At 39.1% G+C, this 22,589-nt stretch carries 25 protein-coding genes, 1 pseudogene and 2 other annotated features (1 of these 28 cut by a window edge); of the genes and pseudogenes, 2 read left to right on the top strand and 24 right to left on the bottom strand.

The genetic code is table 11. The features are described from left to right. Window positions 1–11: 11 nt before the first annotated feature. Window positions 12–1,148 carry an IscS subfamily cysteine desulfurase gene (locus tag MMB69_RS01255; protein ID WP_277447037.1) on the top strand — a complete coding sequence of 379 codons (1,137 nt, stop codon included), beginning with the start codon at window positions 12–14 and terminating at the stop codon, window positions 1,146–1,148. 15 nt (window positions 1,149–1,163) lie between these two features. Continuing rightward, window positions 1,164–1,709, top strand: a complete 546-nt coding sequence (locus tag MMB69_RS01250) for a transcription repressor NadR (RefSeq protein WP_047932161.1) — start codon at window positions 1,164–1,166, stop codon at window positions 1,707–1,709. A gap of 28 nt (window positions 1,710–1,737) precedes the next feature. Here the strand turns inward: MMB69_RS01250 and pheA are convergent, their stop codons facing one another. From pheA to MMB69_RS01130, 24 genes and pseudogenes are all read right to left on the bottom strand, one after another. Beyond that, window positions 1,738–2,610 (bottom strand): prephenate dehydratase, encoded by an 873-nt coding sequence (gene pheA / locus MMB69_RS01245; protein WP_277447036.1) that lies wholly within the window; start codon window positions 2,608–2,610, stop codon window positions 1,738–1,740. Between the two features lie 28 nt (window positions 2,611–2,638). Beyond that, a complete protein-coding gene (locus MMB69_RS01240) occupies window positions 2,639–3,088 on the bottom strand; it encodes an ACT domain-containing protein (RefSeq protein WP_013059332.1) in 450 nt (149 codons plus the stop codon). A 33-nt stretch (window positions 3,089–3,121) separates the two neighbouring features. Further along, window positions 3,122–4,408: a GTPase ObgE gene (gene obgE, locus MMB69_RS01235; protein ID WP_045292154.1), complete on the bottom strand. Its 1,287-nt coding sequence runs from the start codon at window positions 4,406–4,408 to the stop codon at window positions 3,122–3,124. A 51-nt stretch (window positions 4,409–4,459) separates the two neighbouring features. Then, window positions 4,460–4,996: a Spo0B C-terminal domain-containing protein gene (locus tag MMB69_RS01230; protein WP_013085118.1), complete on the bottom strand. Its 537-nt coding sequence runs from the start codon at window positions 4,994–4,996 to the stop codon at window positions 4,460–4,462. 171 nt (window positions 4,997–5,167) lie between these two features. Beyond that, window positions 5,168–5,461 (bottom strand): 50S ribosomal protein L27, encoded by a 294-nt coding sequence (gene rpmA, locus MMB69_RS01225; protein WP_013059335.1) that lies wholly within the window; start codon window positions 5,459–5,461, stop codon window positions 5,168–5,170. Between the two features lie 16 nt (window positions 5,462–5,477). Further along, a complete protein-coding gene (locus MMB69_RS01220) occupies window positions 5,478–5,810 on the bottom strand; it encodes a ribosomal-processing cysteine protease Prp (protein WP_013059336.1) in 333 nt (110 codons plus the stop codon). Window positions 5,811–5,819: 9 nt separating this feature from the next. After that, entirely contained in the window at window positions 5,820–6,128 is a 309-nt protein-coding gene (gene rplU, locus MMB69_RS01215; protein ID WP_013059337.1) for a 50S ribosomal protein L21, read from the bottom strand. Window positions 6,129–6,142: 14 nt separating this feature from the next. Then, window positions 6,143–6,214: a sequence feature (ribosomal protein L21 leader region), on the bottom strand. 78 nt (window positions 6,215–6,292) lie between these two features. Next, window positions 6,293–7,762, bottom strand: a complete 1,470-nt coding sequence (locus MMB69_RS01210; protein ID WP_221784630.1) for an Rne/Rng family ribonuclease — start codon at window positions 7,760–7,762, stop codon at window positions 6,293–6,295. An 83-nt stretch (window positions 7,763–7,845) separates the two neighbouring features. Beyond that, window positions 7,846–8,712: a M50 family metallopeptidase gene (locus MMB69_RS01205; RefSeq protein ID WP_153254637.1), complete on the bottom strand. Its 867-nt coding sequence runs from the start codon at window positions 8,710–8,712 to the stop codon at window positions 7,846–7,848. After that, a complete protein-coding gene (locus MMB69_RS01200) occupies window positions 8,705–9,487 on the bottom strand; it encodes a M23 family metallopeptidase (RefSeq protein ID WP_277447035.1) in 783 nt (260 codons plus the stop codon). The genes MMB69_RS01205 and MMB69_RS01200 overlap by 8 nt, the downstream gene beginning before the upstream one ends. A 120-nt stretch (window positions 9,488–9,607) precedes the next feature. Beyond that, window positions 9,608–10,408, bottom strand: a complete 801-nt coding sequence (gene minD, locus MMB69_RS01195) for a septum site-determining protein MinD (protein WP_013059341.1) — start codon at window positions 10,406–10,408, stop codon at window positions 9,608–9,610. 2 nt (window positions 10,409–10,410) lie between these two features. Then, window positions 10,411–11,094: a septum site-determining protein MinC gene (gene minC, locus MMB69_RS01190; RefSeq protein WP_013059342.1), complete on the bottom strand. Its 684-nt coding sequence runs from the start codon at window positions 11,092–11,094 to the stop codon at window positions 10,411–10,413. A gap of 116 nt (window positions 11,095–11,210) precedes the next feature. Further along, entirely contained in the window at window positions 11,211–11,729 is a 519-nt protein-coding gene (gene mreD / locus MMB69_RS01185) for a rod shape-determining protein MreD (RefSeq protein WP_013059343.1), read from the bottom strand. Next, on the bottom strand, window positions 11,729–12,610 hold the full coding sequence (gene mreC, locus MMB69_RS01180; protein ID WP_013059344.1) for a rod shape-determining protein MreC: 882 nt from the start codon (window positions 12,608–12,610) through the stop codon (window positions 11,729–11,731). The genes mreD and mreC overlap by 1 nt, the downstream gene beginning before the upstream one ends. 19 nt (window positions 12,611–12,629) lie before the next feature. Then, window positions 12,630–13,655, bottom strand: a complete 1,026-nt coding sequence (locus MMB69_RS01175; RefSeq protein WP_013059345.1) for a rod shape-determining protein — start codon at window positions 13,653–13,655, stop codon at window positions 12,630–12,632. Window positions 13,656–13,884: 229 nt separating this feature from the next. After that, on the bottom strand, window positions 13,885–14,571 hold the full coding sequence (gene radC / locus MMB69_RS01170; protein ID WP_028411718.1) for a RadC family protein: 687 nt from the start codon (window positions 14,569–14,571) through the stop codon (window positions 13,885–13,887). A gap of 15 nt (window positions 14,572–14,586) precedes the next feature. Then, window positions 14,587–15,156 (bottom strand): Maf family protein, encoded by a 570-nt coding sequence (locus tag MMB69_RS01165; protein ID WP_013059347.1) that lies wholly within the window; start codon window positions 15,154–15,156, stop codon window positions 14,587–14,589. 110 nt (window positions 15,157–15,266) lie between these two features. Further along, window positions 15,267–16,340, bottom strand: a complete 1,074-nt coding sequence (locus MMB69_RS01160; protein WP_264408593.1) for an SPOR domain-containing protein — start codon at window positions 16,338–16,340, stop codon at window positions 15,267–15,269. A gap of 118 nt (window positions 16,341–16,458) precedes the next feature. Continuing rightward, window positions 16,459–16,932, bottom strand: a complete 474-nt coding sequence (locus MMB69_RS01155) for a prepilin peptidase (protein ID WP_260506774.1) — start codon at window positions 16,930–16,932, stop codon at window positions 16,459–16,461. Window positions 16,933–16,998: 66 nt separating this feature from the next. Then, window positions 16,999–17,214, bottom strand: a pseudogene (locus MMB69_RS01150) (prepilin peptidase); the annotation flags it as partial. Next, a complete protein-coding gene (locus tag MMB69_RS01145) occupies window positions 17,211–17,405 on the bottom strand; it encodes a hypothetical protein (RefSeq protein ID WP_221784634.1) in 195 nt (64 codons plus the stop codon). The gene MMB69_RS01145 and the pseudogene MMB69_RS01150, both read right to left, overlap by 4 nt. A 185-nt stretch (window positions 17,406–17,590) precedes the next feature. Next, window positions 17,591–18,148, bottom strand: coding sequence for a DUF420 domain-containing protein (locus tag MMB69_RS01140; protein ID WP_013059351.1), 558 nt, complete (start codon window positions 18,146–18,148; stop codon window positions 17,591–17,593). 156 nt (window positions 18,149–18,304) lie between these two features. After that, window positions 18,305–19,603, bottom strand: coding sequence for a bifunctional folylpolyglutamate synthase/dihydrofolate synthase (locus MMB69_RS01135; protein WP_221784635.1), 1,299 nt, complete (start codon window positions 19,601–19,603; stop codon window positions 18,305–18,307). 96 nt (window positions 19,604–19,699) lie between these two features. Continuing rightward, complete coding sequence (locus MMB69_RS01130; RefSeq protein WP_221812659.1) at window positions 19,700–22,342, bottom strand: valine--tRNA ligase; 2,643 nt, start codon at window positions 22,340–22,342, stop codon at window positions 19,700–19,702. Between the two features lie 82 nt (window positions 22,343–22,424). After that, window positions 22,425–22,589: a binding site (T-box leader), on the bottom strand (it continues 80 nt past the right edge of the window).

Here is a 22,589-nt window from a genome sequence, read left to right as displayed (position 1 = left end):
GGAGGGAGAAAATGATTTATCTGGACTATGCAGCAACAACGCCAATGAGACAAGAAGCAATTGAGGTATATACTGAAGCGGCAACAAGCTATTATGGAAACTCCAGCAGTCTTCACACACTTGGAACACAAGCGGAAAATTTACTTATGCTATGCAGAAAAAAATTAAGCCTGTTAGTAAATTGTCGAGAGGATGATCTTTTTTTTACAAGCGGAGGAACAGAAGCTAATTACTTAGCTATTCATTCTCTTTTAAAAGGAAAAAATGACGAAAGAAAACATATAGTGACAACGAAGCTTGAACATTCTTCGGTCCTTCATACATTGCAGCAGCTCGAAAAAGAAGGCTTTACCCTATCTTACGTACCTGTAGATCAAAACGGCGCTGTGTCTGTAGACGACTTAAAGAAGACGATTCGACCTGACACTGCGCTAGTAGCTATTCAGCACATCAATCATGAGCTCGGTACAATTCAACCAGTTGAGGATATTGGCCGTTTTTTATCTGAAAAAGAAATTCTCTTTCACTGTGATTGTGTTCAATCTTTCGGTAAGCTTCCTATTGATGTTAAAAAGCTGAAAGCTGATAGCATCTCAGTCTCTAGTCATAAAATTTACGGACCAAAAGGTGTAGGAATGGTATACATGAATTCAAGTTCTTCTTGGAAGCCTATTTACCATAAAGCAACTCATGAAAAAGGCTTTCGCCCTGGGACTGTAAATACAGCGGGCATTGCTGCCTTTACTGCAGCAGCTGAATACGCATATGCAGAAATGAAGACCGCTCAAAGCCATTATGAGCGCTTAAAATCGTACTTACTGGAAAACCTAGAGCCTCTTGCTCCTTTTATAGAAGTAGAAGGCCTTGGCAACTCTCATTTTCCTGGAATTATGGGACTAACGTTTTCAAACATACAGGGTCAATATGTTATGTTACAATGTAATCGTCACGGAATTGCTATTTCTACGGGAAGTGCCTGTCATGTAAATCAGCAGGAACCATTAGCTTCTCTACTTGCGATTGGCAAATCGACTGCGAATGCTAAGAATTTTGTCCGTATTTCATTCAGTCAACATTCAACGTTTAAGCATATTGATCGACTCATATCCGTTTTTCATTTATTACAGCAAGAATTTATGACAGTGTAAAAGGAGGGATTAAAGGTGCCAGGAACTCAAAAGAAAATTCTTGGAGAAGAAAGAAGAGAACTTATTCTACAATGGTTAAAAACAGAGAATAAACCAATGACAGGCAGTGAACTTTCGAAACGAACGAACGTTAGCCGCCAAGTCATTGTACAAGATATTTCGCTGCTTAAAGCTAAAAATGAGCCCATTATCGCAACAAGCCAAGGATATATTTATATTCAAAATCCATCTCAAACTACCGTGCATCAGCGAATTATTGCCTGTCAGCATACGCCAGAAGATGCTGAAAAGGAGCTTCTTCTGCTTGTTGACCACGGCGTTCTCGTAAAAGATGTAACCGTTGAACACCCTGTGTATGGTGAATTAACGGCTTCCGTTATGATTCAAACCCGAAAAGAAGTAGAAACGTTCATAGAAAAAATTCAAGAAACAAATGCAACTTATTTATCTCAGCTAACAGATGGGATTCACCTTCATACGATTGAAGCAGATACAATTGAAAAACTGAATGCTGCCTGCTTAGCTCTTGAAGCGGAAGGCTATTTAGTTTCGAATGAGTAAAAAGGTGTTATAACAAAAAAATCCCGCTTTAAAGCGGGATTTCTGTTTCAAGTAGTGTATGAGGATAGCTTCCTAACAGCTCTACGCTACAGCCTAATGCCTCAAGTTCAGCCATAGCGCCAGGGATTAATACTTCGTCCATTTTTTGTTCAATATCAACGATAAAGAAATAGTTTCCAAGCCCTGTTTTCATAGGACGGGATTCAATTTTAGACAGATTTAGCTTACGCCAGGAGAAGGCTGAAAGCACTTGATGAAGGGCTCCTGCCTGATCAGATGGAAGTGTAATCATTAACGTTGTCTTGCACCCGTTTCCAGCTAAAAATGGCACCTCTTGCCCTCCATCTTTATGCAAAATAACAAATCTTGTTGTATTATGATCATAATCATGAATGTTTGGGCAGGCAATATGTAATCCATATTCATGGGCTGCTAACCCATTCGCAATAGCTCCAATATTAAGCTCAGGGTGTTCGCTTACATACTTCGCAGCAAACGCCGTTGACGTCATCTCTTCTACTGCAGTTGACGTACATTCTCCGTGTAAAAATTTATGACACTGCGCAATTGCATGAGGATGAGAATAAATCGTTTCAATGTTTTTCCACTGTTCTGCACGAGATGGATGAACCATTAAATGCTGACGAATTGGCAGCACAATTTCCCCAACAATCGGCAGACGACGTTCATGAATAAGATAATCAAGTGTTAAATTTACAGATCCTTCAAGTGCATTTTCTAACGGTACAATTCCATACTCAATTTCTCCGTTATCCACTGCATCAATGCATGCTGGAATTGTTTTGTATGGAATATGGTCGTGCTGTTTAAATACGCCTTGGACGGCTACATGTGTAAATGTTGCCTTTGGTCCTAAATATCCTACTTTCCCCACAATCATGCCTCTCCTTATCTATATCTGTTTGCCATTATGCCCCTGAACCAAGCACGTCCACTTTATCTACAAACTCTAAGCTTTTCAGTCTTCGCAGCATTTCATTTAATTCAACATTCATGCTTGCTGTATCTAATGAAAGAGTTACGTTGGCACGCCCTTGTAAAGGGATGGTTTGGTGAATCGTTAACACATTGCATCCCGATGATGCAACGGTGCTCAATAAATGTGATAAAGTTCCTGATCGATCTTCAATATGAAAAAATAGTGAAATAATTCGCTGTTTGACAACCGTCTGAAACGGAAAGACCGTGTCGCGGTACTTATAAAAAGCACTGCGACTCAAGTCTACGGCTTGTACGGCATCTGCTACCGATTCAGCTTTTCCCCGTTCAATTAACAGCTTCGCATCCAATGTTTTTTTCATCGCTTCTGGTAATACATCTTCGCGAACTAAATAAAACTGCTTATCGCTCTTATGCAAGTAAAGCCCCTCCCCTTATCCTATGAACAACAATTAGTCAATAAATTCAAATTCATATTCAAACAGCTTTACAATATCGCCATCTTTTGCTCCTCGTTCACGAAGGGCTTCATCGACGCCCATGCCTCGAAGCTGGCGCGCAAATCGACGAACTGATTCTTCACGTGAGAAGTCAGTCATCTTGAATAATTTTTCGATTTTTTCACCGCTTAATACGTATGAGCCATCACTATCACGCGTAATAACAAATTCCACTTCTTTCTTTTCATGCTTGTACAGTACGCGGTGCATAGATAGATCTTCCTCTTCTTGCATTGGGAATTCCGGCGTAGTTTCTACAAGATCAGCTACTGTAAATAACAGTTCGCGGATTCCATCACGTGTTGCTGCAGAAATTGGAAAGACTTTCACTTCGTCTCCTACTTTTTCTTTGAATGCAGCTAGATTCTCTTCGGCTTGCGGGATATCCATTTTATTTGCTACCACTACTTGCGGACGTTCTGTTAAACGCATATTATATTGACGCAGCTCTTCATTAATGGTTAAGTAATCTTCATATGGATCACGGCCTTCTAAACCTGACATATCGATTACATGGACAATAACGCGGGTACGTTCAATGTGACGTAAAAACTGATGACCTAATCCTACCCCTTCATGTGCACCTTCGATTAGCCCTGGTAAATCCGCCATCACAAAACTGCGATTATCTTCTGTTTCAACTACTCCTAAATTCGGATTAATTGTTGTAAAATGATATTCAGCAATTTTTGGCTTTGCAGCAGACGTTACGGATAATAACGTTGACTTTCCAACACTTGGGAAACCAACTAATCCTACATCCGCTAATACTTTTAATTCAAGAATTACATTTCTCTCTTTACCTGGCTCTCCATTTTCTGAAAGCTCCGGTGCTGGATTTGCAGGTGTAGCAAAACGCGTATTCCCACGCCCTCCGCGTCCACCTTTAGCAATCACTGCGCGCTGGCCGTGCTCAACTAAATCAGCAATCGTTTCGTTCGTATCTTCATCTAACACAACCGTACCTGGTGGAACTTTTACAATCATCGGCTCAGCGTTACGTCCGTGCTGTCCTTTTGACATTCCATGTTCACCGCGGCTTGCTTTAAAGTGACGCTTATAGCGGAAATCCATCAGCGTACGTAATCCTTCTTCTACTTCAAAAATGACATCTGCACCGTGACCACCATCACCACCTGCAGGGCCTCCTTTTGGTACGTACTTTTCGCGACGGAAGGCAACCATTCCATTTCCACCGTCGCCACCTTTTACATATACCTTGACCTGATCTACAAACATTTCTTTTTCACTCCGTTCTATATCTTAGCTCCTGCAATAGCAAAAGCGCTGTTAACTTATTGTGAGCATAAGGCTAAATTCATCTTCAGACATATGCTGTTCAACCAATGCAACTCCTTGAGCGCACTCATAACATTGTAGCTTGTTTTGTAGCTTCTGTATATCTGTTAGTATTCCACTAAAGTCAAAAAAGAAACGAATTCCCTGTTCTTCAATGCATACTGAAATACTCAAATAGTTTTCTGCATGATAATCAACATACTTTTCGAGTGCTTCTGTCAAATAGCAACACCAGTTGTATACGAACTCATCGTATTGTGATAAATCCTTCAATTCTCCGAGCACTTCCACATCTAAGCGAACAGCATGGTTATTCCAGTGATAGGTCATAACAAAGCCCGCAAACAGTCGCATATTGATGTTTGTTAACTTGGATTCATGTTTGGATTCATTTACAATTTCTTCAATGATTTCATTCGCTCGATCAAGCCGATTCAACGCTAGATTGCCTTTGATTAATTGCAGCTTATTTAACCAATCATGCCGCGCGTATCTTAATACCTCTACGACATCCCATTCTTTTTCCATCTTAGCACTCCTAACTTTGACTCGAGCATAAGTATTTCACAACGCTGACAAACATCTCGTATCAATCTTCTTAGATATGTTCGATTATAACAAATTCCAATGGGTAATAGGTGAAATATTCTACAAAAAGAAAACTCTAACCTACTTGGGTTAGAGTTTTCTTTTTGTATCTTATGCTTCTTGAGCAACAGGGTATACAGATACTTTTTTACGGTCACGACCGAAACGTTCAAATTTAACGATACCGTCGATTTGAGCGAATAAAGTATCATCTCCACCACGACCTACGTTTGCACCTGGGTAAATTTTAGTACCGCGTTGACGGTATAAAATTGAACCACCAGATACGAATTGGCCATCAGCACGTTTAGCACCAAGACGTTTCGAGATTGAATCACGACCGTTTTTAGTACTACCTACTCCTTTTTTAGAAGCGAAGAATTGAAGGTCTAATCTTACTAACATGACATCCACCTCCTGTTTAGTTGTCGTTAATTTTTATATAATTACTGTAATCTAATTCGATCGTTTTCAGTGAAACAACCATACCTTCTAATAGCAATTGAATCTGTTCCAACGTGAACGAATCCACATCTTTTGGAATCTCACAACGGAGATACCCACCATCTCCACCTTGCTCTAAGTGCGGTTCAACCCCACTTATTGAAAAGATAGCATTAATTGTCCCAAATGAAACTGCAGATGCTCCCGCACAAACAAGATCTTTTCCGTGTTCGGAAAAGTCAGCATGTCCACTCATCGTGAACCCGTCAACTTTCTTATTTGCATCACGAGAAATCGTCACCTTAATCATTTGTTATAATTACGCGTTGATAGCGTCGATTACAACTTTTGTGTAAGGTTGACGGTGACCTTGCTTACGACGATAGTTTTTCTTTGCTTTGTATTTAAATACAGTGATCTTTTTAGCGCGACCTTGTTTTTCAACTTTAGCCGTAACTGTTGCACCTTCTACGAAAGGAACACCAACTTTCACGCTGTCGCCACCTACAAATAATACTTTGTCAAAAGTAACTGTTTCGCCTTGTTCACCAGCAAGTTTTTCAACGTAGATTGCTTGACCAGCCTCTACTTTAATTTGCTTACCACCAGTTTCAATAATTGCGTACATTCTCTGCACCTCCTCTAAAAACTAAGACTCGCCATCACAGGTGTTCAAGTGAACTTAAAACCTGTTCTGAGCGGTTGTAGCACGGGTGCTACAAACCAACATATTAAATCTTACTACAAATCAAAGGTTAGTGTCAATTGGAATTCATGTTTTCTTCTAAAATTTTATATAGAAGCAGAGACCCTTTTTTGGATCTGCTCATTCGACCCCAATTGACGCAAAACAAATGCGTTTGTATAATCATCGCTTGGTGTAAGATATATGATTTTTTTTACCATTTTCTCTAAAGCGTTGAGAAATCCTTGAGCCTTCATTTCATTTATAATATCACTTCGCGTCTCAATCCAAATAGCCTCTTCTTCCGCGCCGCGATGTTCCCAAATTACACGTTCAATTTGAAAAGCAGCCGTTTTGGAATCAATCATTTTACCGGTTCCTTCACATACTTCACAAGGCATAGTTAATGTTGATCCAATACTATTGCGCACTTTCTTCCGCGTTAATTGCAATATGCCAAGCTCTGTAAAGCCAACTATATTCGTCCGCACTTCATCTTGTTCACATAGCTTTTTCATGTACCTTTCTACTTCTATCCGATCTTCTTTATGAGGCATATTTATAAAATCAATTAAGATCATGCCGCCTAAGTGACGTAATTGCATCTGTTTGGACAGTTCATACGCAGCTTCCATATTTGTTTGAAGCATTGTCTTTCGAATATTATCTTTTCCTGAAAACTTCCCCGTGTTCACGTCCACGACCGTCATCGCTTCCGTTTCGTCAATCACGATATATCCTCCGCTTTTGAGCCACACAATTCTCTTTAAAAGCCTCTCTATCTGCCGTTCCACATCATAAAAAGAGAAAATATTTTCATTTCCTTTATAGTACTCTATTGACGAGTTAGGGTAGGTAGTTTGAAGATGCTGATATAGGTCGAAGTCATCTACTACTATCCCATCAATTCCTTGTTGAAGTGCAGCTTGCACTCTTGTTTCGAGAAAATCTTGTCCTTTGCTGACTATGGCAGGAGCTTTCATTCCCTGTGTCTGTCGTTCAAGGCGCTCATATTTTTTCTGTAGCTCTTTTATTTTATGTTGGACCGCGGCTTCTGATTTTTCTGCAATCGCTGTTCGAAATAAAAAGCCTTCCATCCCTTGTTTTAACCGCTCACCAAGCTGTTTCCACTGTTGTCGTTTTGGCTCAGCTATTTTTTTGGATACAGCGACATAGTTTCCGTGCGGTAAATATACAAGCTCATCAGAAGAAAATTCAATGATACCCGTCAGCTTCGGCCCTTTTGTCCCAATGCCTTCTTTTACAACTTGAACCAATACTTTTTCTCCTTCACGAATAAAAGCGGACATCGGCTGCTGATCTTTGTGAGGATTCTCTGACTGCTGATAGGATACAAGTTCATTTCGATGAATAAATCCGTTCATTGATAAACCGATATCGATAAAAGCTGCTTGCATATGCGGCAGTACTTTTACTACTTTACCCCAATATATATCACCAATAATTTGATTCTCGCTTTGTTCTTCTAAATAGATTTTTTCTAATGCTTTATCGTTTATCACGGCTATACGTTTTGAAGAAGTAGCCGCGTTAATAATACATGCCTTCACATACATTGCCTCACTTTAATCTAAATTCATAGGAAAAAGTTCGGTCAATGCAACCGAACTTTTTTCATTCTATTCTATGTTACTAGAAATCAGTAAACTGTTACAAGTTCGTCTAGTTGGCTATTTGTTCTTTTTTCTACAAAGTAAGCGTGTAAAAGTTCATTTTCATCAATTTGCACATGCTCGCCTGTTTGAGATGTAGCAATAATCATATGCTTGCAACCTCTTTGGAATTTTTGCAGAACTTGATGGAGCGTCTCACTGGTTGATACACTTAACGTTTTTAAAGCTCCAATTGGATGCTCTTTGCCATGATATCTCTCCAACAAAAAGCGCATGTAGACAAATTGCCTGCTCTTCCATTCCAAATATCCGGATATAATTAAAAATGAAATAACAATCCATAAGTGCAGCTGAAAAGGATGCATAATGACAGCGTAGATAATACCGATAGCTAAAAAAAACGTTGATAACCGGAGCGCAAGCTTATGCGCTTCTAAAAATGGTAAAGACCGACTGCAAATTAAAAAAAGCAGCTTCCCTCCGTCCAATGGCCAAATAGGCAAAAGGTTAAACAGTAAAATCACCGTGCATTGAAACATAAATTGCTCATACGTTTCCAAAGACAACACATTTATTTTCATTAATAAAAAAGCAGCTCCAAACATCCAGAGATGCTGAAGAGGTCCACTTATTGTCACAATAAACTCTTCTCGAAATGGACGATTACCATGTTCATCTACTTCTGCTACTCCCCCAAAAGGTAAGAGCATAATTCTGCGAATCCGCCAAGAAAAACACTGAGCCGCTACGGCGTGGCCCAGTTCATGAATAATTACAATAATAAATAACAAAAAAAGCTGCTTTACCGTAGCCGTTAAGATACCAATTACGAAAATCCCCCAAAACAATGGATGAATGTGAATTTTCATCAATAACGAAAAAGCACTATTCAAATTGAATCACCTGACTAGGATCCACAAACTTATCGCCTTTTTTAATAGCAAAATAGAATGTTCCAACATCGCCTTTTTTACTGTTTTCCACAATTCCTACTTCTTTGCCTTTATTCACAAAATCATACATACTAACATTGATTTTTTTGAGCTGTCCATACCAAGTTTCGGTTCCATCGGCATGTTGAATAATAACGGTATTCCCAGTATCATCACGTTTTCCTACATACCTTACAATACCTTCACTCATTGCTTCTACAACAGAATCCACTCCTGTTTGAACCGTCACACCTTGCTTACTTTGAGCAAATGTTTCCGTTACTTTCCCTGAAGCTGGAGTAGCATATTCTCCGCTTACACTTTGCTCCGTTTTGCTAGACTCTTTATTCGGCAGTAGCGTTAACGGCTTCCCAAACTTATCTTCGTACCAGGAGGAAACAGCTGCAAACTGGAATTCTTTATCCATTGTTTGTTGAACCACCACTCTGGCCTGGTCAAAAGTAGGAGAAGCGTTCTTGAACATAATCCCTACAATTAACACTAAGCAGGCTGAAGCTAAAATTTTAAATAAAAAGCGTTCTTTTCGAAATAACGGGTGATATTCCTTTGCTGATGGCGTGTATTCAACCGTAGAATAATCCATCGATCCATACTTTTCTTCTTCACTCATTAAGGACGTATGAAGAGGCTCTTGAGGAAGACGCTTCGTTGTATTTAATTGTTTTCGCTTACGCTCAGCAATTCGTTTACGGATTTCATCAGCACGTCGATTCATGATTCATCATTCTCCTTGTTCTTATCGTATAATCAACTATATGACTTGTCCGTGGAGCTTATGACAGCTTGACTCTACAAAATCACACAAATAAAAAAAGCTTCCTCTATCGGAAGCTTTTTAAGAACGAACACCAAAGAATCGTTTAATACGTGCAAACATTCCCTTATCTTCTTCATCTAACGATTGAAGAGGAACCGTTTCACCTAGAATACGTCTTGCAATATTACGATATGCAATTGATGCTTTGCTTGATGGGTCCATGACAATTGGTTCACCGTTGTTAGAAGCACGAATAACATTTTCATCGTCAGCAACGATTCCAATTAAATCAACAGCCAGAAGCTGAGAAATTTCTTCCACGTCCAGCATGTCTCCATTTTTCATCATATGACTACGGATTCGGTTAATAACCAGTTTTGGAGACTCGATATCCTCTTGCTCCAATAATCCAATAATACGGTCAGCATCACGAACAGCTGAAACTTCCGGTGTTGTCACAACGAGTGCCTTATCAGCGCCAGCTACGGCATTCTTATAGCCTTGTTCAATACCAGCTGGGCAATCAATAACCACATAGTCATAGTCTTGCTTTAACTGAAGAACTAACTCTCTCATTTGTTCTGGTTGAACAGCTGTTTTGTCACTCGTTTGAGCAGCAGGAAGTAAGTACAAACATTCAAAACGCTTGTCCTTAATCAAGGCTTTTTGCGGTTGGCATCGACCTTCTACCACGTCTACAAGATCATAAATAATACGATTTTCAAGCCCCATTACAACATCCAAGTTGCGTAAGCCGATATCAGTGTCTACTAGACACACGCGCTTTCCAGCTAATGCTAGAGCAGTACCTAAATTGGCTGATGTCGTTGTTTTTCCAACTCCACCTTTACCAGACGTAACAACAATAGCCTCTCCCACTGTCAAATTCTCCTTTCTACCCTGGTCAAATTCGGTCTTAGATGCGGTAAAGTTTGCACGCGATCTATCACCATTTGATCATTATCATCTAAGTATGCACATTCCATTATATTCTCTTCCTTCTCACTGCGCTCTTCTTCTGATCGGGTAATGATATCAGCAATGCGCAGCTGTGAAGGTTTCATTAACGATGCAGCAATAACGGCGTTTTTATTGCCGCGATATCCTGCATGAGCAATCCCTTTTAAAGCACCTAATACAAATAAATTTCCTCCAGCTACAACGGTTCCTCCGGGATTTACGTCTCCGACTAGAAGCAAATCGCCTTCTACATGGAGAACCTGTCCTGAACGAACTACCTTTGTAACAGATACTAATTCACTTTCTTCTCTTACTCGGACTGCATCTTGCTTTAAAATAACGTTACTATCAATTTGTTTAACTACTAAATACTGATTTTCTTCTATGAGCGCCTTCAATTCGGTTTCCTGCTCTGTAGTTAAATAACGATTTCCGATTTTGACATACACTGTGACGATCTGATCGGCATCGCCATGCTTATTTGTCAAAAGCTTCGTCTTAAGTTCCGTCAAAAGCTCTGCAAATGAACATGTATCATTGAGATGCAACGTTAATCCATCTTTTGTTCCTTTAATTGTCACATTTTGTTGCTTTTGTTTATTCAAGACGCTCACCTCAACGAATATATAATTTCGACAGAGACTTACTCAATTCCTTTTTTTCGTTTCTTCAATCAGCATTTTTATCCTATCATGAACGAGAAGCGTAATATATGTTCCGATCAGCGTTCATCGATAAATTTAGCGAAATATTGAAAACATCTTTGAAGCGGAAATGCAAAAATAAGTGCAAATATGGCATTTAAAATGATGGTTGCGTAAAATCGCTCTTGCAAGAAGCGACCAATGGTCATATCAGATATATTAATAATGCTATTAATTCCATATACATAAAACTCAATAATGGCTACAGCTAATAGCGACATGCAGATTACGATAAGCGTATTTTGCTGAAAAATCTTCATTAGTTTTGATACGATATAGCATACGGCCGGCAATCCAAGCGCGTATACTCCTAAGACATCCGTAAAGGCAATATCGTACATGAATCCAAGGATTACCCCATATAGCATCGCTTGCTTTGGGTGATAATACACTGACATAAAAGCCAGTACCACTACAACAAAATGAGGCGATAGAATCCAGTCTCGCCATGGTGATGCCATGGCGACAAAATTAACAAAGATACTTTCAAACATAAAAACGACAAGCACGAGAATAGGAAGGACAAACCGCTTCATCAGTTAGCCTCCTCCGCCCCTAAATCGTCTTCAGCAGCGGGCGCACTTCTTTTAGCTACAACTACGTTATCTAAGTCATACAAGTCAGCAGCAGGTTTGATATAAGCTTTTTTCGTTAATCCATATTCATCAGGCTCAATTTTTGTGATAACGCCAATTGGAAGATTGCTAGGGAAAATGCCGTCTTCTTGTCCTAGACCAGACGTTACTACTTTTTGCTTTTCTTTAATATCCGCATCAAATGGAATACGACGCATAACAAGCGCCTGTTCTTTATCATCATAGCCTTCAATTAAACCAAACACTTCTTTTTTAGCCTGAATTTTAGCAGATACACGGTTTGTACGATCTGATGAACTAATTAACTGCACAGTAGATGTGAACTTAGATGCATGCTTCACTTTACCAATCAGCCCTTCAGGAGTCATAACAGCCATATTTTCCTGCACATTATGAACCGTCCCTTTATCAATGGCAATTACCTCATGCCAACGGTCTGGATTACGAGCAATAACTGTTGCTTCGATTGGGTTGTATTGACTTAAATCCGTTTTTTTGTCGAGCTGTGCTCTTAATTTTTTATTTTCTTGCTGCAAAGCGTTGGCTTTCGTTTCTAATTGCATGCGTTCGTCTAAACGAGCTTTTAATACCTCGTTTTCTTCGTATGTACGCTTTAAGTCACCTACATTCTGAAAGAAACCCGCTACAAATTGTGCGGGTTCATTAAAGGTAGCCTGAACAAGACCAACCGTATCTTTGACAAACTGTTCAGGCCACGTTACATTTTTACGACCATTTAACGAAAAACCAATCAATGCCACTAATACAATAATACTGACCAATAAAATAACTAAACGTTTATTTAAGAAAAATTGTGGCACGATCTACACCTCTTAATATTTAGCGATATGAATCGCTTGTACGATTTTTAAATAAATCAATGTGTTCTAACGCTTTACCAGTTCCAATTGCAACACAGTCAAGCGGATCTTCTGCGATGACAACCGGCATATTTGTTTCTTCACTAATAACTTTATCTAAATTACGTAGCAATGCGCCACCGCCTGTTAATACAATACCGCGATCCATAATATCTGCCGCAAGTTCAGGTGGTGTTTTTTCTAATGTACTTTTTACTGAATCGACAATAGAAGCCACTGTATCTTTTAGCGCTTCTGCAATTTCTTCTGCTGAAATTTCGATTGTTTTCGGTAGACCTGTTAGTAAGTCACGTCCGCGAATTTCCATGTTTTCAATACCTTCTGGAATTCCGGCAGAACCGACTTCTACTTTTAATGCTTCTGACGTACGCTCACCGATCATTAAATTGTAATTCTTGCGAATATATTGAATAATCGCTTCATCCATCTCGTCCCCAGCGATACGGATTGACTGACATGTTACGATTCCTCCTAAAGAAATAATCGCAACTTCTGTTGTTCCTCCGCCAATATCTACTACCATACTTCCCGTTGGCTCCCAAACCGGTAGATTGGCGCCGATTGCTGCAGCAAACGGTTCTTCAATTGTATACGCATCACGCGCGCCAGCCTGACGAGTCGCATCAATAACGGCACGTTTCTCAACAGCTGTAATGCCAGAAGGCACACAAACCATTACATACGGCTTACCCGCAAACAAACTTTTTGTTTTTTGAGCTTGATTGATGTAATATTTCATCATCGTCGCAGTTGTTTCGTAATCTGCAATAACTCCATCTTTCATTGGACGAAGGGCTACTACGTTCCCAGGTGTACGACCAATCATATTTTTTGCATCGTTACCTACCGCAACGATTTGTTTTGTATCAGTTTGCAAAGCCACAACAGACGGCTCACGCACAACAATTCCTTTTCCTTTTACATAAACGAGCGTATTTGCAGTACCCAAATCTATTCCAAGGTCTCTAGTACCGATTCCAAACATGTGTCTCTTCCTTTCTCTTACCAAAATGCAAAGGTAAAAATTCCATAATTCAATTTCTTCATTTCATAAGTAACATTTTTTATTTTCTATACTTTTTTCATAGATGTCAACGCCAAATATTGTATGATAAAAAGTCATACTTTGTCTATTAATAACGAATGATTGTAAAGAACTTGTCATTTAAAATCATGACTACTATTATAACCCAAGGATTTTAAAAAGCATAGCCTTACATGTATCCTTTTTCTTTTAAACTAATATATTTTCGATCTCCGATAATTAAATGATCTAACAATTCAATTCCTATGATAAATCCGCACTCTTTTAAGCGCTTCGTTACCTCTATATCTTCTCTGCTGGGAGTAGGGTCGCCAGAGGGATGATTGTGAATACAAATAAGAGATGCAGCTGAACGGCGAAAGGCTTCTTTAAATACTTCTCTTGGATGGACAATAGATGAATTGAGGCTTCCGATAAAAATGGTTTGCTTGTGGAGAACTTGATTTTTCGTGTTGAGGTATAAACAGACGAAATGCTCTTGAGACAGCACGCGCATTTCTTCCATCACATAATTAGCTCCGTCTTCAGGGCCATGAATGGTATATCGCTCACTAGATTTCCGCTGTACAATCCTCTTACCTATTTCAATTGCCGCTATAATTTGAATCGCTTTTGCAGGTCCGATACCTTTAATATTCATCATTTCATCAAGCGATGCATGCTGTAAAAGTTGAAGACCTTCAAAATGCGTTAATATGCGATTGGACAGCTGAAGAACAGATTCATCTTTGGTTCCAGTGCGCAGCAAAATAGCAATAAGCTCGTGGTTAGAAAGACTAGAAGCACCCATTGCCACAAGGCGCTCTCGAGGTCTTTCATCTTGAGGAAAATCTTTAATTAGCAATGATTGATCCAATTTCGTCACTCCTTTTTAGTAGACGAAACCGTATTGTTTTAGCTCACGTATTGTTCGGGAGAGCGGCAAGCCCACCACGGAGAAATAGTCTCCTTCAATTTTTTTAACTAGCGCAGCACCGAGACCTTGAATTCCATAAGAACCAGCCTTATCCATAGGCTCTCCTGACTCTACGTACTGTACGATTTCATCTTGTTCAATCGGCCAAAACTCTACATCAGTTTGTTCATAGAACGTATGAACTTTTGCATTTGATACGAACGCTACTCCAGTTAATACCTGATGTTTTTGACCTGACAGCATCGTAAGTGTTTCAATCGCTTCTTGTTTCGTTTTTGGCTTTCCTAAAATACGATTGCCATATACGACAACTGTATCGGCACCTAGGACAATATCCTCTTTATGATGCGAAGCAACGTCCACTGCTTTTTGCCTAGCTAAATCCATTACTACCTCGGACGGAGTGTATGATGGATTGACGATTTCTTCAATTGTACTAACGTGAACGGTAAAGGGAATGTGAAGCTGCTGAAGTAATTCTTTTCGACGAGGAGAGCCTGAGGCTAAAATTAATGTTTGTTTCATACATCTCACCTTTGCATTTTGATTTAAAAAAGAAGGACACACCGTTATTTTAGCAATTTCATCTCCAAATGACAATAAACAAGTGAGGCAGCATTACACTACCTCACTTGTTAAGACGTTACAAGGCTTTCATACTGCTGAAGAGCTTTTAACACGTATCGCTGAGCAAGCCAAGCATCTTTACCGCTTTTATTGTCTTCATATGAAGAAAGAGAAGCAGCAGCTTTTTGAAGGGTGCTCACCATGGTTTTAATGTCTTCATTTGACGCTTCTTTCTGAACTTTTGTCAGCTCTTTTTTCAGAGATTTGATATCGGCTACCCGCTCTCCTTCAATCGCTTTAACAGATTGATCTAAAAGATTAGCCATAAACGGCTGCGCTGTTGTTATAACCGTTTGATCTTTTTTCCCTAATTGGCTAGTGGGCTTAATTTCATAAGACTTTACATATACATCTTTACCTTGTTGTTTATACGTTTTACTAAGCGCCTTCGCTTTTTCTTCTCCAGTGGCAGCACCAACGACAAGAGAATAGGTTTTAGGTGAAAAGATCTCGCCTGCTTGGTTCTCTTCTTTCCATTTATCCATTGCTTTGTTCGCAGCAGTTTTTGATGAAAAGGCACCTGCTTGTACAATGTAAAAGGAAAAGGGTTCTAAAGTAGAAGCAGCAGCTGACGTCCCCTTCGATTCCTGTTCGCTTTTCTTTTCAGCTTTTCCAGCACTTTCAGTGGTAGACGCTGTTTGAGCAGCTTTTTCTTCTTTCGTTTGCTCACTTGTTTGTGCTTTGCTTACAGGCTGTTCGCTTCCTGTCATCATTTTCACACCGACCATACCGATGCCGCTGCCTATTCCGACTGCTAGCAGTACAATCACAGCTGTTCGTTTGATCACACCACCGTTTACCGTTTTAATCGAAACATTTTTAGGATGTAATCGCGGCTTTTTCTTTTTTTCATTTCTTACATCTTCAATAAACACCACTTTATTTTCTTCCACATGAGAATCTTTGGATGACGGTTCCGGAAGAACCCACGTAAATTCGTCTTTTTCTGGCGCTTGTTCTTCCTTAGATTGACCGTTGATTTTAATCGAAATCTTTCGTTCCTGCTTGTCCACTGCTCCACCGCCTTTAGTTAACGTAGTCTTAGTACCGGTTGCAAGCTGAGGTAAACCGACATAAAACATACACTTTTTTCCATGCTATCATAGAAGAAAAAAAAAATAACAAGACATTTGTCGTCTTGTTACAAAAGGTTTTCGCTATTTAGTTACAGAAATTTTAAATTTGTCGAAGACTTGAAGCTCAATAAAAATAGTTGCTAACATACCAATCTATCAATTCGTTTCCATGAAAATAAGCAGCGATTGTCCCTATAAAAATAAAAGGAACGAAAGGAATTGGTACACCTACCTTTGCCTTTTTCATTAATAATGCTCCTATACTAACCGTTCCGCCTATTAATATAGCTAAAAAAAGCGATAGCAAAACAAGCTTTACTCCAAGCACAATACCAATCAGACCATACAATTTAATGTCTCCTTCTCCAAGCCCTCCTCTGCTGAGAAATGCGATTAGAAAAAGGAGAAAAAATGCGATTCCTCCTCCCATTAAGGAATCACTCCACGAAGTTAATGGAATGAAAAGACGCTCAAAAAGAAAGATAGGCAAAAAGAAAAGCAGCACCTTATTTGGGACAATCATATAGGCTATATCTGAGACAACTATAATTGTTAAAAAAGAAACAAAGGTTAATATGACAATCAGTTCTAACGTCATATTCAATCTAAAAACAGCATATACAAATAAACTTCCTGTCGAAAATTCTATGAATGGGTAGATGAAGGAGATTTTTTTGTGACACATGCTACATTTTCCTGCATTTTTAATGTAGGAGACTATGGGAATTAATTGTTGTGGAGAAAGAACGTATAAACAGTGTGGACAATGAGATCTTGGAGATAAAATAGATTTTTTCTGAGGAATTCTAAGGCCTGCTACGTTATAAAATGAACCTAACGTGATACCTGAAACAAATGCATAGAGATAAATTAAACTCATACTATTTCTTCCATATCAGGCATCTTGTTTACTAATTGTAGATGTTCTTTTGAGTGAAGGAATGTATCTTTTTCCTTTAAATAGTTGCCAATAAATGGAATGAGAAAAGCTGCTAGAAGACCTATTATGATAACCAGTATGATCACGTTCATTAGAGAAATTCCTTTATTCCTCGTTGGCAGTTTATTCATTTCAATATCTCTCCTTTATTGATTAGTATCAAACAGCTCCTTTATTAATAAACTGAATCATAATACCCATAAAAGTCATATTTTGTATGCCTCCTTCCTTAAAACACACTTTTTATAGGTAATAAGGATTATACCATTAAAAAACAAAAACAGCATAAAAAAACGTCTGCAAAAGCAGACGTTTTTTAATAGTAAGGAGCCATAAATAAGTAGACAATTACACCTGTAAGACTTACATAAAGCCAGATTGGCATTGTCCATCGCACAATTTTTTTATGTTTTTCAACTTGCATTGTCCAGCCCCACACAAGTGCAAACAGTGCCAGCGGAACAATAATCGCTGCTAGGAAACTGTGTGTGATCAAAATGAAGAAGTAAATGGGACGAACAATTCCTTCTCCACCGAACGTAGCTGTTTCTGTGGAAATGTAGTGGAACGTTAAATATGAAACTAAAAAGAGCAGTGTGGAAGTGAATGCTGCTAAAATAAAACCTTTATGAGCATTGATATTTTTCCTAAAAATTGAAATCAACGCTGCAACTAAAAAAATAAATGTAAAACTATTCAAAATAGCATTTAACCGTGGAAAGATAGTCAAATCAAAACTTACTTTTCCTTGATAGCCAATATTCGAAAAGAATAGCAGTAAAATAATAACATTCGCTATCACTGAAAAGGTAAGAATAATACCGGTAAAGTTTTTATTACTTTTCGGTACAATTTTTTCATTATTCTTACTCATGTTAACAATCTCCTTATTTAGTGATGTACATGTTTATTATATATCACTTACCTAGGGGGTGAAAGTGACAATACTTTGAACTTAGTGCTTCCTTATTATCCGTATCCTTTCCTCACATTATGTTAAAAGCAGCAAGATTTCACTTGCTACTTTTGCTCATTTTAGAAGAAAAGCCCTTACTTCTGATATAAAATACAGAGACCCTGTAATTACGACTATGTCTTGTTCACCTGTCGCCTTTTCCTTTACGTAAGCAATTGCTTTTTTCCACTCCTCGTCCATATGCTTATTACGATGAGTACTCATCTCATAAAGCTCCCCAGCTGCGCGAGCACGAGGAAAGTCAAACGACGTAAATGTAATACTTGCAGCGATTGTTTCAAGTTCTTGAACCATTCGATCAGCGCTTTTATCATTTAAGCAGCTGAAAACTAAATGAATGTTTCGATCTTCATAATGAAGGCGTAAAGTAGATAACAAGCTATCAATGCCTTCTGCATTATGAGCCCCATCAATAATTGTTAAAGGATGCTCATTTACTACCTCAAAGCGGCCGTTCCACTTTGTATGCTGAATCCCTTTTATCATTTGCTCATTGGAGATAGAAAGCTTTTTCTTTTCTTTTAGATAAAAAACGGCCATGACAGCCAAAGCTGCATTTTTCACTTGATGATAGCCAAGCATATTTAATTTCAAGTCTTCAAATACGCCATACGGCGTGTTTAACGCAAAGCCTTCCCCGTTTGCTAAGGGCTCATAGTTTTTAATGTCAAAATCTTTTCCTAATACAAATAACGAAGCCTGCTTTGACTTTGCTTCTTCAGTAATGACATCGAGCGCCTTTACTTGCTCTGCACCAGTAATAATAGGGACTTCTTTTTTAATAATCCCCGCTTTTTCTGCTGCAATTTCTTCTACCGTATCACCTAGTATTGCCATGTGATCAAATCCAATGTTTGTAATAATACTCACCATAGGATTCACAACGTTTGTTGAGTCATATCGTCCTCCAAGACCTGTTTCAAACACAGCATAGTCAACTGACTCATGATAGCCGAAATAAAGAAAAGCCATGACTGTAATCACTTCAAATTCCGTTGCTGATCCTAAGCTTGTATGTTCTAGTCGCTCCACAACAGGCTTTATTTCCTGAACAAGAGCGGTCATTGCTTCATTTGAAATAGGCTGTCCATTCACGCTGATCCGCTCATTAAATGTTTCGATATAAGGAGAAGTAAACGTTCCAACTTTATACCCTGCTTCTTCTAACATGTTTCGCAAATAAGAAACGGTAGAACCTTTACCATTCGTCCCAGCAACATGAATAGCATTTAGATTTTGCTGTGGAAAATCAAGCTGCTCTAGCATCCATTCCATTCGTTCTAACCCCGGCTTGATTCCAAAGCGAAGTCTGTTATGAATCCAATCAAGCGCTTCTTCATATGTCGTTATCATCTTTTATTCACCTTTCTTTTCCATCGCTATTATTATGTAGAGAAAAAGCGTCGCTATACAAGCCACGCTTTTTCTGTTGGTTCATTAACCCGTTGATTATCCGCGTAATTCAGCAATACGAGACTGAACAGCTTCGCGTTTTTCAACATAATCCTGCTCTTTTGCACGCTCTTCTTCTACTACTTTAGCAGGCGCTTTTGCAATAAAGCCTTGGTTGTTTAATTTCTTTTGTACACGTTCTACTTCTTTGTTTAACTTGTCGTATTCTTTTTCTAAACGGGCGATTTCTTCTTCGATATTAATTAAACCTTCAAGAGGTAAAATTAATTCTGCGCCTGTTACAACAGCAGTCATTGCTTTTTCATCTAATGAAACATCTGTTGAAATCACAAGCTCACTTGGATTACAGAAACGTTCTACATACGCACGGTTCTTTTCAAGCTGGTTTTGAATATTTTCATCTTTAGCTTTGATAAATAATTTTACTTGTTTGCTCATCGGCGTGTTCACTTCAGCACGAATGTTACGAACAGCACGGATAATATCTACAAGTAAACGCATATCGTTAGCAGCTTCTTTATCAGAAAGCTCAGGGCGTACTTCCGGCCATTTAGCTACTGTAATCGATTCGCCTTCATGCGGCAAGCTTTGCCAAATTTCTTCGGTAATAAACGGCATGAATGGATGTAAAAGTCGCATTGTATTATCAAGTACATAAGCTAAAATTGAGCGAGTTGTCTTTTTAGCTGCTTCATCTTCTCCGTAAAGAGGAAGTTTAGCCATTTCAATGTACCAATCGCAGAAATCATCCCAAATAAAGTTATAGAGAATGCGTCCAACTTCACCAAATTCATATTTGTCAGCTAATTTTGTTACGTGCTCAATCGTTTCATTTAAGCGCGTTAAAATCCATTTATCAGCAACAGACTTTTCGCCTGATAAATCAAGCTCTTCAAATGTGATGCCGTCCATGTTCATTAATGCAAAACGAGAAGCATTCCAAATTTTATTTGCAAAGTTCCACGTCGCTTCGACTTTTTCAAAGCTGAAGCGTAAATCTTGTCCTGGTGAGCTTCCTGTAGATAAGAAATAGCGAAGAGAATCCGCACCGTATTTCTCGATTACTTCCATTGGATCTACACCGTTACCAAGTGATTTACTCATTTTACGACCTTCAGCATCTCGTACAAGACCGTGAATGAGTACATCGTCAAACGGACGTTTACCCGTAAATTCAAGACCTTGGAAAATCATACGAGATACCCAGAAGAAAATAATATCGTAGCCCGTTACAAGCACGTTTGTTGGGTAGTAGCGTTTGAAATCAGCTGCATCCACATCAGGCCAGCCCATTGTTGAGAATGGCCATAGCGCTGAACTGAACCATGTGTCTAATACATCTGAATCTTGTTCCCAGTTTTCGATATCTGCTGGAGCCTCATGATCTACGTATACTTCTCCAGTTTCTTTATGATACCAAGCTGGAATACGGTGTCCCCACCAAAGCTGACGCGAAATACACCAGTCGCGAATATTTTCCATCCAGTGTAAGTATGTCTTTTCAAAACGATCAGGCACAAAGTTTACTTTTTCTTCTTGTTTTTGAAGATCTACTGCTTTATCTGCTAACGGCTGCATTTTTACAAACCACTGAGTTGATAAATAAGGTTCAACAACGGCGCCGCTTCGTTCACTGTGACCTACTGAATGCATATGGTCTTCAATGTTGAACAATACACTGTCTTCTTGAAGGTCTTTAACAATTTGCTTACGGCAAGCAAAACGATCCATTCCTTCATATTTACCTGCTTTGTCATTCATCGTACCATCTTGATTCATCACTAAAATACGCTCTAAATTATGACGGTTTCCAATTTCAAAATCGTTCGGGTCATGAGCAGGCGTAATTTTTACCGCACCAGAACCGAATTCCATATCTACATAATCATCGCCTACGATTGGAATTTCACGACCTACAATCGGAAGGACAACCTTTTTGCCAATTAAGTGCTTATAGCGATCATCTTCAGGGTGAACAGCTACAGCCGTATCTCCTAGCATTGTTTCAGGACGAGTTGTTGCGATTTCGATATGTCCAGAACCATCTGCCAACGGATAGCGCATATGATAAAACGCACCTTGTACATCTTTGTAAATAACCTCGATGTCTGAAAGAGCTGTTTTCGTAGCTGGATCCCAGTTAATGATATATTCTCCGCGATAGATTAACCCTTTTTTGTAAAGCGTTACGAATACTTCGCGCACTGCTTTAGAAAGGCCTTCATCAAGCGTGAAGCGCTCGCGTGAATAGTCTAAGCCAAGTCCTAGCTTCGACCACTGCTGGCGAATAAAGCTTGCATATTCTTCTTTCCATTTCCACGTTTCGGCTACAAAATTTTCGCGGCCTAGATCGTAGCGGCTTTTCCCTTCGCTGCGAAGCTTTTCTTCTACTTTTGCCTGCGTTGCAATCCCCGCATGGTCCATGCCAGGAAGCCACAAAACGTCATAGCCTTGCATGCGCTTCATACGCGTTAGGATGTCTTGTAACGTTGTATCCCAAGCGTGGCCTAAATGCAGCTTGCCCGTTACGTTTGGGGGTGGAATTACAATTGTATATGGCTCTTTTTCAGGGTCATTTGTTGCTTCAAAAAACTTCCCGTCTAACCAATACTGATAACGATTTTCTTCAACGGCTTTTGGATCATACTTCGTTGGAAGAGTCACTTCTTTTTCAGACATAATGTATACCTCCATAATATAAAGTTTCAGTCTTTAGAAACTGTGTAAAGCTTTTATAAACATAAAAAAACTCCTTTCCTAATAAAAGGACGAAAGGAGTTGATTTCGCGGTACCACCTTTTTTTATAGACGTATCCCGTTTGATAAGCCTATACACTTCATTTCATAACGGTTGATTAACCGGCTTTTTCTACTGAGCTATGCAGCTGTTCAAAAAAGCTACTCATAGGCGACATTCCGAGTGCAC

The organism is Priestia sp. P5, from assembly GCF_029522155.1.
GTDB lineage: Bacteria > Bacillota > Bacilli > Bacillales > Bacillaceae_H > Priestia > Priestia megaterium_E.
The sequence above is the reverse complement of the archived record's forward strand: the minus strand, read 5'-3'. Positions and strand labels throughout refer to the sequence as shown.